This is a genomic window from Streptomyces sp. NBC_00377 (genome assembly GCF_036075115.1).
Lineage (GTDB): Bacteria > Actinomycetota > Actinomycetes > Streptomycetales > Streptomycetaceae > Streptomyces.
The window spans coordinates 4398202-4410786 of record NZ_CP107958.1 but is presented as its reverse complement, the minus strand read 5'-3'; the positions used below and the strand labels follow the sequence as shown (position 1 = coordinate 4410786).

13 protein-coding genes and 3 pseudogenes are annotated in these 12585 nt (G+C 70.6%); 8 read left to right on the top strand and 8 right to left on the bottom strand.

The window, feature by feature from the left end; translation table 11 throughout:
- Window positions 1-35: 35 nt before the first annotated feature.
- Window positions 36-449, bottom strand: coding sequence for a pyridoxamine 5'-phosphate oxidase family protein (locus tag OHS71_RS19770; RefSeq protein ID WP_328480701.1), 414 nt, complete (start codon window positions 447-449; stop codon window positions 36-38).
- Window positions 450-570: 121 nt separating this feature from the next.
- Here OHS71_RS19770 and clpB point away from each other — a divergent pair, with 121 nt between their 5' ends.
- Window positions 571-3183 (top strand): ATP-dependent chaperone ClpB, encoded by a 2613-nt coding sequence (gene clpB / locus OHS71_RS19765; protein ID WP_328480700.1) that lies wholly within the window; start codon window positions 571-573, stop codon window positions 3181-3183.
- Window positions 3184-3224: 41 nt separating this feature from the next.
- Here the strand turns inward: clpB and OHS71_RS19760 are convergent, their stop codons facing one another.
- Window positions 3225-3668, bottom strand: a complete 444-nt coding sequence (locus OHS71_RS19760) for a hypothetical protein (RefSeq protein ID WP_328480699.1) — start codon at window positions 3666-3668, stop codon at window positions 3225-3227.
- 226 nt (window positions 3669-3894) lie between these two features.
- On the opposite strand from OHS71_RS19760, the gene OHS71_RS19755 reads away from it, so the two are divergent.
- Window positions 3895-4467 (top strand): YbjN domain-containing protein, encoded by a 573-nt coding sequence (locus OHS71_RS19755; protein ID WP_328480698.1) that lies wholly within the window; start codon window positions 3895-3897, stop codon window positions 4465-4467.
- A gap of 263 nt (window positions 4468-4730) precedes the next feature.
- Here OHS71_RS19755 and OHS71_RS19750 read toward each other — a convergent pair.
- Window positions 4731-4916, bottom strand: a pseudogene (locus tag OHS71_RS19750) (aminotransferase); the annotation flags it as partial.
- A 132-nt stretch (window positions 4917-5048) separates the two neighbouring features.
- Here OHS71_RS19750 and OHS71_RS19745 point away from each other — a divergent pair.
- Together OHS71_RS19745 and OHS71_RS19740 are read left to right on the top strand one after the other, a co-directional pair.
- Entirely contained in the window at window positions 5049-5318 is a 270-nt protein-coding gene (locus tag OHS71_RS19745) for a type II toxin-antitoxin system Phd/YefM family antitoxin (protein WP_328480697.1), read from the top strand.
- Window positions 5311-5577 carry a type II toxin-antitoxin system RelE family toxin gene (locus OHS71_RS19740; RefSeq protein ID WP_328480696.1) on the top strand — a complete coding sequence of 89 codons (267 nt, stop codon included), beginning with the start codon at window positions 5311-5313 and terminating at the stop codon, window positions 5575-5577. The genes OHS71_RS19745 and OHS71_RS19740 overlap by 8 nt, the downstream gene beginning before the upstream one ends.
- A gap of 16 nt (window positions 5578-5593) precedes the next feature.
- Here the strand turns inward: OHS71_RS19740 and OHS71_RS19735 are convergent.
- Window positions 5594-6034: pseudogene (locus tag OHS71_RS19735) on the bottom strand (aminotransferase class I/II-fold pyridoxal phosphate-dependent enzyme); the annotation flags it as partial.
- A gap of 172 nt (window positions 6035-6206) precedes the next feature.
- Here OHS71_RS19735 and OHS71_RS19730 point away from each other — a divergent pair.
- Window positions 6207-6761, top strand: a complete 555-nt coding sequence (locus OHS71_RS19730) for a Uma2 family endonuclease (protein ID WP_328480695.1) — start codon at window positions 6207-6209, stop codon at window positions 6759-6761.
- A gap of 174 nt (window positions 6762-6935) precedes the next feature.
- Here the strand turns inward: OHS71_RS19730 and OHS71_RS19725 are convergent.
- The 4 genes and pseudogenes from OHS71_RS19725 to OHS71_RS19710 all read right to left on the bottom strand — a co-directional run.
- Window positions 6936-7373 (bottom strand): annotated as a pseudogene (locus tag OHS71_RS19725) (aminotransferase class I/II-fold pyridoxal phosphate-dependent enzyme); the annotation flags it as partial.
- Between the two features lie 76 nt (window positions 7374-7449).
- Window positions 7450-7710, bottom strand: coding sequence for a Txe/YoeB family addiction module toxin (locus OHS71_RS19720; RefSeq protein ID WP_103544660.1), 261 nt, complete (start codon window positions 7708-7710; stop codon window positions 7450-7452).
- A gap of 10 nt (window positions 7711-7720) precedes the next feature.
- On the bottom strand, window positions 7721-7978 hold the full coding sequence (locus OHS71_RS19715) for a type II toxin-antitoxin system Phd/YefM family antitoxin (protein WP_328480694.1): 258 nt from the start codon (window positions 7976-7978) through the stop codon (window positions 7721-7723).
- Between the two features lie 148 nt (window positions 7979-8126).
- On the bottom strand, window positions 8127-9326 hold the full coding sequence (locus tag OHS71_RS19710; protein ID WP_328480693.1) for a pyridoxal phosphate-dependent aminotransferase: 1200 nt from the start codon (window positions 9324-9326) through the stop codon (window positions 8127-8129).
- A gap of 140 nt (window positions 9327-9466) precedes the next feature.
- Here OHS71_RS19710 and OHS71_RS19705 point away from each other — a divergent pair, with 140 nt between their 5' ends.
- The 3 genes from OHS71_RS19705 (at window position 9467) to OHS71_RS19695 (ending at window position 12513) form a co-directional block, all read left to right on the top strand.
- Window positions 9467-9757, top strand: a complete 291-nt coding sequence (locus tag OHS71_RS19705; protein ID WP_328480692.1) for a hypothetical protein — start codon at window positions 9467-9469, stop codon at window positions 9755-9757.
- A 456-nt stretch (window positions 9758-10213) separates the two neighbouring features.
- The gene (locus tag OHS71_RS19700; protein ID WP_328480691.1) at window positions 10214-10768 is read left to right on the top strand and encodes a DUF2617 family protein; all 555 of its coding nucleotides are present in this window, start codon (window positions 10214-10216) and stop codon (window positions 10766-10768) included.
- A gap of 95 nt (window positions 10769-10863) precedes the next feature.
- A complete protein-coding gene (locus tag OHS71_RS19695) occupies window positions 10864-12513 on the top strand; it encodes a polyamine aminopropyltransferase (protein ID WP_328480690.1) in 1650 nt (549 codons plus the stop codon).
- The last annotated feature ends 72 nt before the right edge of the window (window positions 12514-12585 follow it).

Genomic DNA, 12585 nt, shown 5'->3' with positions numbered 1-12585 from the left:
GATCCTTGGCCGAAAAACGACGGGGACGGATCTGGTCATCCACGGCCCATCGCCCGGGTCAGCTCGATCTCGATCACCACCCGCTCGGGGTTCGGGCTCGGCGTGCGTCCGTAGCGCTGCGCGTACCGGCGCTCCGCCTCCGCGACCCGCTCCCGGTCCCTGTGTACCCGTGCCCGGCCCTCCAGGGTCGCCCAGCGCCCGCCGTCGACCTGGCACACCGCGACCCGGGCGCCGTCCGGGCCCGCCGCGAGGACGTTGCCCACCTTCGTGCTGCCCCCGTGGGCGATGACCCGGGCGAGCCGGGCCTCGGCGTCGTACGTCACTCCGACCGGAACCACGTGCGGGCTGCCGTCCAGGCGTGGTGTGGTCAGGGTGCACAGATGCCGTTCGTGCCAGAAGGCGAGGAACGGCGTGTCCGGGGCGCCGGGGTCCTGCGGGTATGCGGCCATGGTCCGGGAACCTAACGCGTCCCGGACTCCCGGTGCACACCTTGAGCGGAATAGACTCAACTTTGTGTACGCTGACACAGTCAGTACGGGAGAGCGCTGACGCAAGGAGGAGACAGCGAACGTGGACGCCGAGCTGACCAACCGGAGCCGGGACGCGATCAACGCGGCCAGCAACACCGCCGTGTCCCAGGGACACGCCGACCTCATCCCCGCCCACCTGCTGCTGGCGCTGCTCCAGGGGCAGGAGAACGACAACATCGTCGACCTTCTGGCCGCCGTGGACGCCGACCAGGCGGCCGTACGGGCCGGGGCCGAGAGGGTGATCGGCGCGCTGCCCAGCGTGACCGGATCCACCGTCGCGCCCCCGCAGCCCAACCGCGAGCTGCTCGCCGTCATCGCCGACGCGCAGAGCCGGGCCCGTGACCTCGGCGACGAGTACCTGTCGACCGAGCACCTGCTGATCGGCATCGCCGCCAAGGGCGGACAGGCCGCAGACGTGCTCAGCCGGCAGGGGGCCACCCCGAAGAAGCTCCAGGAGGCCTTCCAGAAGGCCCGCGGCGGCCGCCGGGTGACCAGCGCCGACCCCGAAGGCCAGTACAAGGCCCTCGAGAAGTTCGGCACCGACTTCACCGCCGCCGCCCGCGAGGGCAAGCTCGACCCCGTCATCGGACGGGACCAGGAGATCCGGCGCGTCGTCCAGGTCCTCTCCCGGCGCACCAAGAACAACCCCGTGCTCATCGGCGAACCCGGCGTCGGCAAGACCGCCGTCGTCGAGGGCCTGGCACAGCGCATCGTCAAGGGCGACGTGCCCGAGTCCCTCAAGAACAAGCGGCTCGTCGCGCTCGACCTCGGCGCGATGGTCGCGGGCGCCAAGTACCGCGGTGAGTTCGAGGAACGGCTCAAGACCGTCCTGGCCGAGATCAAGGGCTCCGAAGGCCAGATCATCACCTTCATCGACGAGCTGCACACGGTCGTCGGCGCGGGCGCCGGCGGCGACTCCGCCATGGACGCAGGCAACATGCTCAAGCCGATGCTCGCGCGCGGTGAACTGCGCATGGTCGGCGCCACGACGCTCGACGAGTACCGGGAGCGCATCGAGAAGGACCCGGCCCTGGAGCGCCGCTTCCAGCAGGTGCTGGTGGCCGAACCGACGGTCGAGGACACCATCGCCATCCTGCGCGGCCTCAAGGGCCGCTACGAGGCCCACCACAAGGTGCAGATCGCGGACGCGGCCCTGGTCGCCGCCGCGACCCTCTCCGACCGGTACATCACCTCCCGCTTCCTCCCCGACAAGGCCATCGACCTCGTCGACGAGGCCGCCTCCCGCCTCCGCATGGAGATCGACTCCTCGCCGGTCGAGATCGACGAGCTCCAGCGGTCCGTGGACCGGCTGAAGATGGAGGAGCTGGCGCTCAGCAAGGAGACGGACGCCGCCTCCCGCGAGCGACTGGACAAGCTGCGCCGCGACCTCGCCGACAAGGAGGAGGAGCTGCGCCAGCTCACCGCCCGCTGGGAGAAGGAGAAGCAGTCCCTCAACCGGGTCGGCGAGCTCAAGGAGAAGCTCGACGAACTGCGCGGACAGGCCGAGCGCGCCCAGCGCGACGGAGACTTCGACACCGCCAGCAAGCTGCTCTACGGCGAGATCCCGACCCTGGAACGCGACCTCGAAGCCGCGTCCGAGGCCGAGGAGGAGGCCGCACAGGACACCATGGTCAAGGAGGAGGTCGGCTCCGACGACATCGCCGACGTCGTCGCCTCCTGGACCGGTATCCCCGCCGGCCGCCTCATGGAGGGCGAGACGCAGAAGCTGCTGCGCATGGAGGAGGAGCTGGGCCGGCGCCTCATCGGCCAGGCGGAGGCGGTCCAGGCGGTCTCCGACGCCGTACGGCGCTCCCGCGCGGGCATCGCCGACCCCGACCGCCCCACCGGCTCCTTCCTGTTCCTCGGCCCGACCGGCGTCGGCAAGACCGAACTGGCCAAGGCCCTCGCCGACTTCCTCTTCGACGACGAGCGGGCGATGATCCGCATCGACATGTCGGAGTACGGCGAGAAGCACAGCGTCGCCCGCCTGGTCGGCGCGCCCCCCGGTTACATCGGCTACGAGGAGGGCGGCCAGCTCACGGAAGCGGTGCGCAGGCGCCCGTACAGCGTGGTCCTGCTCGACGAGGTGGAGAAGGCGCACCCGGAGGTCTTCGACGTCCTGCTCCAGGTCCTGGACGACGGCCGGCTCACCGACGGCCAGGGCCGCACCGTCGACTTCCGCAACACCATCCTGGTGCTGACGTCGAACCTGGGCAGCCAGTACCTCGTGGACCCGCTGTCCACCGAGGCGGAGAAGAAGGAGCAGGTCCTCGAGGTGGTGAGGGCCTCCTTCAAGCCGGAGTTCCTCAACCGGCTCGACGACCTCGTCGTCTTCTCGGCCCTCAACAAGACCGAGCTGGGACGGATCGCCCGCCTCCAGATCGACCGCCTGGCCAAGCGGCTCGCCGAACGCCGCCTCACCCTGGAGGTCACCGACGCCGCCCTGGCCTGGCTCGCCGACGAGGGCAACGACCCGGCCTACGGCGCCCGGCCGCTGCGCCGCCTGGTCCAGACGGCCATCGGCGACCGACTCGCCAAGGAGATCCTGGCGGGCGAGGTCAAGGACGGCGACACGGTCCGTGTGGACACCTTCGGCGACGCCGAGGGCCTGATCGTGGGCCCGACGACGGGCCGGACGGGCAAGACGCTGTAGCGCTCCCGCTCCTCCGGTTCCTGCTTCGGCCCGCGCTCACGTCACGTCGTGAACGCCGAGTACCGCACCCGCGCGGTCTCGGCGTTCTCGTACGCCACGTTCACATGGACGTAGTACGCCTCGGCTCCGGGGCGTTCGGTGACGTCGAGCTGGAAGCAGTAGTCCGAGCCGGACCCGCAGGCCTCGGTGCCCGGACCGCCCGGGCCGGGCGCCTCGGGATAGGCGTCCGCGAGCCAGGCGCTCACGTCCGCGCGCGGCATGCGGAAGTCGGCCTGGTAGTTCGTGTCCAGCCAGGACTGCACCGTGCACTTCGCGTCCCGCGCGCCCACCGGCAGCTCGGCTCCGCCGAACGCCAGCGCCTCGGCGCAGGGCACCTCCTGGAGCCGGGTCCCGTCCGTTTCCTCGTCGTCGCTCAGCACCCAGACGGCGGTCAGCACCAGCAGGCCGACGACCAGCAGCACCGGCAGCGCCAGGATGGCCGCCACCAGGCCCCACCTGGTCCGGCCGCCCGGCTCCGGCGGCACAGGTGTCCCGAGCCGCCCGCCCGTATCGCTTCGCCCGTTCGCCATGCGATCCCCCTCCACCCGTAACCGTCCCTTGGTACGACAGGCCGGATCATGTCAGCTGAGGGCTGACAGGCCCCTGCCGGGCTTGCCACCCCCCTCCCCGCATGGGGGAGGATGGCGGGATCCGTACGAAGGGAAAATCACGGTGAGCATCGACCCGTCCTCGATTCCGAACTTCGGGGGTCAGCCAGAGCCGCAGCCCCAGGGTGGACCGGCGGGCCCCGTCGTCCCGGATCAGGACCTCGTGAAGCAGCTTCTCGACCAGATGGAGCTGAAGTACGTCGTCGACGACGAGGGTGACCTCGCGGCGCCGTGGGAGGAGTTCCGCACGTACTTCATGTTCCGCGGCGAGGGCGACCAGGCGGTCTACTCGGTGCGGACGTTCTACGACCGGCCCCACGGGATCGACGACAAGGCGCAGCTGCTCGAGTCGATCGACGACTGGAACCGCCGCACCCTGTGGCCCAAGGTCTACACCCACACCCACGACGACGGCACCGTCCGCCTCATCGGCGAGGCGCAGCTGCTGATCGGCGCCGGCGTCAACATCGAGCTCTTCGTCTCCTCGACGGTGAGCTGGGTGCGGGCGGCGATCGAGTTCGACAAGTGGCTCGTGGAGCAGCTGGGCCTGGAGCCGGCGGCCGGTGACGCCGACGAGAAGCCCGGCGACGGCGTCGAGAACGCCGAGAACGCCGAGAAGACCGAGGACGACGAGTAGGTCCCCGACCTGCCTGTACGTCGAGCGGGCGCCCGTCCACAGCCTGTGGACGGGCGCCCGCTTCCGTTCGGTCTGCTTCTCGGTCTGCTTCGCTCGGCTCGACGCGTGCCGCGCTCGGCCGCTTGCGTCGGGCTGTCGAGAAGGGCTGGTCGGCTGCCTAGGCGGGGCCGGCACTCCGCTGGAGGGCGTGGTCCGGGCATGTGTGACGCGGAATCGCATGTGTGTGACGTGCGGCGAGGCGAGGATTCTGCTCCGTTCCAGCTCTGGTAGACCTTGAACCCGGCCGCGCGCAGTCCGTCGCCGAGCAGGCCGCCCTTGCGCTGGAGACCGGCGCGGAAGCCATCGAAGTACGAGACCGGTAGCCGCAGTGCTTCGGCGATCGCGTACTGGAACGGACCCGAGCTGACGTAGGTCAGGTACTGCTTGGCGGTCCGGACGGCGGTCACGAGTTAGTTCCCGGCTGCCGGTAGCCCAGGCGACGCCTCGTTCGCGCACGTATTCGCGTGAGGGCCCACGGGACTACACGCTCGAGAGACAGTGGGCTGTTGTGTACACATGAGACACTCGGTACCCTTGGGTACATGACGCAGCCCATGCCCATAGAGTCGATCCGCGATGTCCGGGCACACCTGGCCGAGGTCGTGGAGCGGGCCGACCGGGACGACGTACCTACCGTCATCACGCGGCGCGGCAAGCAGGTCGCCGCCGTGGTGTCCATCGAAGTGCTGCGCAGATACCAGGAGTGGGAAGAGCGCGAGATCAACCGGATCATCGACGAGCGCATGACCAACCGGGCACCCGGCATCCCTATCGAGGACATCATGAGGGAGACGCTGGCGCGCAGTGAGTGAGTACCGCACCGTCTTCCGAGCCGAGGCTCAGGCCGAACTCCGCAAGGTGCCGCGAGACATGGCCCTCCGCATTTTGGCCAAGCTGGCTGAGCTGGAGAACGACCCGATGGGGTTCAACACCACGGCCCTCGTCTCCCAGCCCGACCGGCGGCGCCTACGGGTAGGCGACTACTACCGCGTGATCTACACAATCGACAACGGCGAGCTGGTGGTGTGGGTCGTGCACGTCAGGCATCGCTCCACCGTCTACGACACCTGAGCACTCCTGACATGGGTCAGTGCGCGAACGCTTTGCGGAGCCGTTCCGCCGCATCCGTCAGCACCTCAGTGCGTTTGCAGAACGCGAACCGGACGTATGGTGCGCCGGCCTCTTTGTGGTCGTTGAAGACGGCGTTGGGGATCGCGACGACACCCGCCCGCTCAGGCAGGGCGCGGCAGAAGGCGATGCCGTCGCTCTCGCCGAGGGGGCGGATGCCGGTGGTGACGAAGTAGGTGCCGGCCGGGCGGAAGACCGAGAAGCCCGCGTCCGCGAGCTCCGCCGCCAGCAGGTCGCGCTTGGTGAGCATGTCCGCGCGGAAGGCGTCGATATAGGTGTCCGGCAGGGCGAGTGCCTCGGCGACCGCGTACTGGAACGGTCCTGACGCCACGTAGGTCAGGTACTGCTTCGCCGAGCGCACCGCCGTGACGAGCGCGGGCGCCGCCGTGACCCAGGCGACGCCTCGTCGCCTACCTATTCCTATGTCGTGCGGCAGGCCCCGCTGCGGATCCCCGGCACCGGCGGTGAGCGGGCCGCGCAACCTGCCCTGACCGGTCTGCCGACCGTACCGACGGGCTCGGTGACGCGGCACTGTCCGTCGTATCCTGACCACACACGGGAAGGAGCCGTCCATGAGCGTCGACGCGATCGTGCACACCGAGTTCCCCAAGGGGTACACGGTCCTGTTCGGGGCCGACGGAAAGGTGATCATGACCCCGCAGAGCGAAGAGCACTCCAGCACCATCAGGTCGATGCAGATCGACTCCGCTCTCGCCCTCGGCCGTCACGCGAAGGTCACCTCCGACGTCTACATCGACTTCCCCGCCGACGAGAACTCCGCCCCCGATCTGGCGATCCTGCGCGAGGACGCACGCAAGGAAGGCAAGCGCTACAGCTTCGAGGACGTCCTGCTGATCTCCGAGGTCGTCTCGACCTCTTCCGCACGCAAGGACTACGACGACTGCACCGCGAAGTACGGCCGCTACGGAATCCCGATCTACCTGGTCGTGGACCCCTACGCCCAGGAAGTCGTCCTTCACACCCAGCCGACCGCCACCGGTTACATCGCGGCACACACCCACGCGTACGGCACGGGCAAGCTCCCCATCCCCCTGGCCGACGGCCGCACCTTCACCCTCGACCTCGACGAACTCCCACGTCCGGAACCCGAGGGGGACACCTGCTGACGAGGGACTCCCCGCCGGCCAGGCCCGTGCCGTCGGCACCGCCGTCGCCGGACGTGGTTGTTCCTGGTCGTCACCGGTGTCCCGGTCGCCCAGGCGGCAGTCGAGTGCGGGTGCGCGGCGGCTCGGAGCAATCAGGCCGTGTGGCCGGTACATGTGCTGGTACGTCTGTGGCTGTCAGGCGGCCAGCGTCTTGAGTCGGGTGGCCGCGTCCGCCAGCACGCCTGTCCGCTTGCAGAACGCGAAGCGAACAAAGGGTGCACCCTGCTCGCGGTGGTCGTAGAAGACCGCGTTGGGGATCGCTACCACCCCGCAGCGCTCCGGCAGCGCACGGCAGAAGGTGAAACCGTCGCTCTCGCCAAGGGGCCGGATGTCGGTGGTGATGAAGTACGTGCCGGCCGGGCGGAAGACCTTGAAGCCCGCCCGCTCCAGGCCGCCCGCGAGCAGGTTCCGTTTGGCCAGCATGTCCGCGCGGAAGTCCGCGAAGTACGAGTCGGGCAGGCGCAGGGCCTCGGCCACGGCGTATTGGAAGGGCCCGGAGGCGACATACGTCAGGAACTGCTTGGCCGAGCGGACGGCGGCGACGAGATCGGGGGCGCCGGTAACCCAGCCCACTCCGTGTTCGCACGCCTATTTGTCTGCGACGCGGGTCAGTTGTGAGAAGGGTGCTGTGCCCGACCCCCGGGTTCCGTCAGCTTTCGTAGTGATAGCGGCACTGAGCGATCAGGACGCCGTCCTCGGTGGCCTTGTAGATCAGCCGGTGCTCGTCGTTGATGCGGCGTGACCAGTAGCCCTGGAATCCGTGCTTGAGCGGTTCCGGTTTGCCGATGCCCTCGTTGCCGTTCCGGGTGATGTCCGCGATGAGCGTGTTGATGCGCTTGAGGATCTTCCGGTCCTGAAGCTGCCACCACAGGTAGTCCTCCCAGGCACGGGAAGAGAAGGTGATCTTCAACTCGCGGCCCTTACTCGCCGGTCGCCAGCTCACGCACGGTGCCGCCGCCGCTTTCCAGCTCGTCGATGGACGCGAGCAGGCGCCGGGCGTTGGCCGGACTGCGCAGCAGGTACGCCGTCTCCTTCAGGGACTCGTAGTCCTCAAGGGAAACGATGACGACCGGCTCGTGTCCGGCCCGGGTGATGACGACCTCTTCGCGATCGTCGGTGACGGAGTTGAGCACCTCGGCGTACCGTGCGCGCGACTCGGAATACGTCATGGTCTTCACAATTGACCCCTTCCACGTACAGGAAATTGTACGTCCGTCCCTGTCGGTGCGGCAAGGGCCGAGGTGCCGGCCTCCGGTGCGAAAGTGCCGGGCAGGTGAGGCGTGGCATGCGGCGGGGGACGCGTCGACCGGTCCCGCAGCGCGGCGGTCAGTGCGCGAATGCCTTGCGGAGCCGTTCCGTCGCGTCCGTCAGGACATCCGTGCGTTTGCAGAACGCGAACCGTACGAAGGGCGCCCCCTCGTCCTTGTGGTCGTAGAAGACCGCATTCGGGATGGCGACGACGCCCGCGCGTTCGGGCAGGGCGCGGCAGAAGGCGATGCCGTCCGTGTCGCCGAGGGGGCGGATGTCGGTGGTGATGAAGTACGTGCCCGAGGGGTTGTAGACCTCGAAGCCCGCCTCCCTCAGGCCCGCCGACAGCAGGTCCCGCTTGGCCCGCATGTCCTCGCGGAACGCCTCGAAGTAGGCGTCCGGGAGTGTCAGCGCTTCGGCCGCCGCGTACTGGAAGGGCCCCGACGCGACGTACGTCAGGAACTGCTTCGCCGCCCGCACCGCCGTCACCAGCCCCGGCGCCGCCGTGACCCAGCCGACCTTCCAGCCCGTGAACGAGAACGTCTTGCCCGCGCTGCCGATGGTGACCGTCCGCTCCCGCATCCCGGGCAGCGTCGCCGGCGGCACGTGCTCGGCCTCGTCGAACACCAGGTGCTCGTACACCTCGTCCGTCACGACCAGCAGGTCCCGCTCCACCGCCAGCTCGGCGACCGCCGTCAGCTCCTCACGGGTGAGGACCGTGCCGGTCGGGTTGTGCGGGGTGTTGATCAGCAGCAGCCGGGTGCGCTCGGTGACCGCGTCGCGCAGCTCGTCCAGGTCGAGGCGGAAACGCGCCTGCTCCGGGTCCGGGCGCAGGGTGACGGGCACCCGGGCGGCGCCCGCCATCGCGATGCAGGCCGCGTAGGAGTCGTAGTACGGCTCCAGGGCGACGACCTCGTCCCCGGGTTCCAGCAGCGCGAGGAGGGTGGCGGCGATGGCCTCCGTGGCGCCCGCGGTGACCAGGACCTCCGTGTCCGGGTCGAAGGAGAGGCCGTAACGGCGGCGCTGGTGGTCGGCGATCGCCGTACGCAGCTCCGGGACCCCGGGGCCCGGCGGGTACTGGTTGCCGCGTCCGTCCCGCAGCGCCCGCACGGCCGCCTCGCGGATCTCCTCGGGGCCGTCGGTGTCGGGGAACCCCTGACCCAGGTTGATCGATCCGGTCGCCGCGGCCAGGGCGGACATCTCGGCGAAGATCGTCGTCCCGAACTCGGCGAGACGACGGTTGAGGAAGGGTCGTGCGGTGGAGGTCATGCCCGTCATCCTGCGCCGAAGCTCTGGAGTTCCTCAACTCTGCTTTGGTGGCCGGGACGTACGGGCATCCCCCGTTCACGCGGCGCTCGGTCGCCGCGCGAGGCGCCCACGGGGGGCCGCTTCGGGGGACATGGAAGGAGGGTGGCGCCATGGTCTTCGGCATCATCCTGACGGTGATCGCGATCGTGCTCGTGGCGGCCCTGGCGGTCAACGCCCGCAGGGGCGGCGCCGCACGGCCGCACCGCAGCGGCCGGTCGCGCGGGTACGGCGGCGGCGGAAGCGCGGCGGCCGGCGGCAGCTGGTGGGCAGGCGGGGGCGACAGCGGCTCCGACGGCGGCGGGCACGGCGGCCACGGGGGCCACTCCTGCGGCGGAGGGTCCTCCTGCGGAGGCGGCTCGTCCTGCGGCGGCGGAGGCGGCGGATGCGGCGGAGGCAGCTGACACGGGGCGGCTGAGCTCCCCGCGGGGGGAGCCGCATCCGGACCGCGGGGCCCGACCCTGACCACGGGCTCCGCGGTCGTACCACGTCGTACCGCTCATGCACTCCGGGCGGCCCGGACCGGCCGCCCGTCACCGCGGCCGCATCGGTTACCCGTCCTCGCGCCTTTCATGGGGGGCGCGCGGATGCACGTCCGGGCCGCTCGGGGCACCTCATGGCTGAACAGTTGAGCTGTTGACCCCCCGGGGGATGGAAACCGCACGAAGTTGGGTAAAAACGCTGTGGATCCACCGCAGTTCATGATTCCCTCTAAACCACCAACGCAGCCCCTCCCACCCTTTCGGACGTCTCGAGCGGACGACCTTTCCAGGCCGGGCTGACCGGGGCCGTTGTCCCGGCTTCGACCGGGGTGTGCCGGACCTACTCCTCTTCTCTTTGCGTCTCCGCGGAGCCGATCCATGCTCACGACCCTCAACACCTCCTACACCGACACGCGCGCGGCCGACCTGGCCTGGGCCCTGGGGCGTGAGCCGCTGCCCGCCCTCGCCACCCTCGACCTCGAACTGTCGGACGCCAAAATGCAGTTGAGGCTGCTCGGCGCATCGCACCAAGTGCTGCTCGAGGAGGAACAGGGCTGTTGCTCGGAGACGGTGGCCTGCATCCCCGGCAGCAGCACCCCGCTCCCGCTGGGCGTCGCCAAACGCGTCGGCGCCTGGGAGTACGAGTTCGCGGCCCGCGTCGAGGTGCTCTCGCCCGGCCAGTTCGCGGGCCGTGCCCAGGAACTCCTGGCCCTCGTCTCCGAGCATCCGCACGGCCTCGCCGGCGTCTTCCCCGGCAGCCCGCACGCCTTCACCGCCCTGCTCGCCCACCGCGGTGAGGGTCAGGTGCACTGGCGCACCTGGCACGCCTACCCGCAGGACGGGCAGTTGGTGGCGACCAGGACCAGGGTCGGGATGCGTGCGCGGTCGGGTGACGCCGACCCGTCCGCGCGTGCTTTCGCAGGCGGAGTCTGAAGCGACGGCGGCTCAAACATCCGGATGCACCTGCCCTCGGATTCCACACGTGTGGGTGACGAAGGGCACCCGTGCGGTCACGTAACGTCGCAGTCGTGATCGAAACGCACACGTCGGCCCCGCCCGGTGTCCGGCCGCCCGGAGGGCCGCCCCGGCCCGGTCCCGCGCGGCTCCCCGTCCGGCCGGACACGGGGCGGTTCCTGGTGCTCGCGTGCGTCTTCGTCTGCGCGGCCTGCGGTCTCGTCTACGAACTGGAACTCGTCGCCTTCGCCTCGTACCTGATGGGCGACTCCGTCACCCAGGCCTCCGTCGTGCTGTCCGTGATGGTCTTCGCGATGGGCATCGGCTCCCTCGCCGCCAAACGGCTGCGCCGGTTCGCCGCGGCCGGCTTCGGCGCCCTGGAGGCGACCCTCGCGCTGGTCGGCGGATGCAGCGCCATGGCGCTGTACGCGGTGTTCGCCTGGACGGGTGACTGGGGCGGCCTGTGGGCGGACGCCCCCCGCGTCCTTCTCGTCGCGTTCTCCCTCGCCATCGGTCTGCTCATCGGCGCCGAGGTCCCCCTGCTCATGGAGCTCATCCAGCGGGTCCGCCGCCAGGACGCGGGCGGCGCGGTGGCCGACCTGTTCGCCGCGGACTACGTGGGCGCGCTGGTGGGCGGCCTCGCCTTCCCGTTCCTGCTGCTGCCGTTCCTGGGCCAGCTGACCAGCTCCCTGCTGACCGGCGGCGTCAACGTGCTGGCCGGTGCGGCGCTCGTGCTGGGCCTCTTCCGCCGTGACCTCACCTGCCGGGCCCGCTGCCTCCTGCTCGTCGCCAACATCACCGTCCTCGGCGTCCTCGCCTCCGCGGCCGTCCTCGTCGACGACTTCGAACGGGCGGCACGGCAGGCGGTGTACGGCGACGACGTGCGCGTGGCGGTGCGGACCGGCCTCCAGGGGATCGTCCTCACCGGCGGCACCGGGGGCCGTCCCCTCGACCTCTATCTGGACGGCCGCCTGCGTTTCGCGGGCCACGACGAGCGGCGGTACCACGAGGCCCTGGTCCACCCCGCGATGAGCGGCCCGCACGCACGCGTGCTGCTCCTCGGCGGCGGCGACGGCCTGGCCGCCCGCGAGGCCCTCGGCCATCCCGGCGTGCGCCGCGTCGACGTCGTCGCGCTCGACCCCGGCCTCGTCCGGCTGGCCCGCAGCGACCCGGCCCTGTCCCGCGCCAACGAACACGCCTACGGCGACCCGCGCGTCCACCTCACCACGGAGGAGGCATTCCAGTGGCTGCGCGGGGCCCCTCCGGCGACGTACGACGTGGTCGTCGCGGATCTGCCCGACCCCGGCATCACGGCGAGCACGAAGCTCTACTCGCAGGAGTTCTACGGCCTGGCACGCCGCGCCCTCGCGCCCGGCGGCCGACTCGTCGTGCACGCCGGCCCGGTCGCCTCCCGGCCGCGCGTCTTCTGGACGGTCGAGGCGACGATGCGCGCGGCGGGCCTGTACACCGCCCCCTACCGCGTGGACGGCCGCGCCACCGGCCTCACCGCGGGACCCGACCGCACCGCCGGCACCTCACGGGCGCCACGCGACTGGGGGTTCCTCCTGGCCACCGCCGACACCCGTCCGCCGCTGCGCCTCGACCGGCAGGAGCCTGCACCACGCACCCTGACCCAGGCGGAGCTGACCGCTGACGCGCGGGCGGCCGAGAAGACCCGCATCACGGGCCTGCGGGCTTCGACGCTGGTGCATCCGCGGTACTGAGGGGGCGTACCACCGGTCGTGGCCCGCCGGGCCCGATTCCCGGTTTCGCCGGGTGCTTTCCGCCGGCCGCTG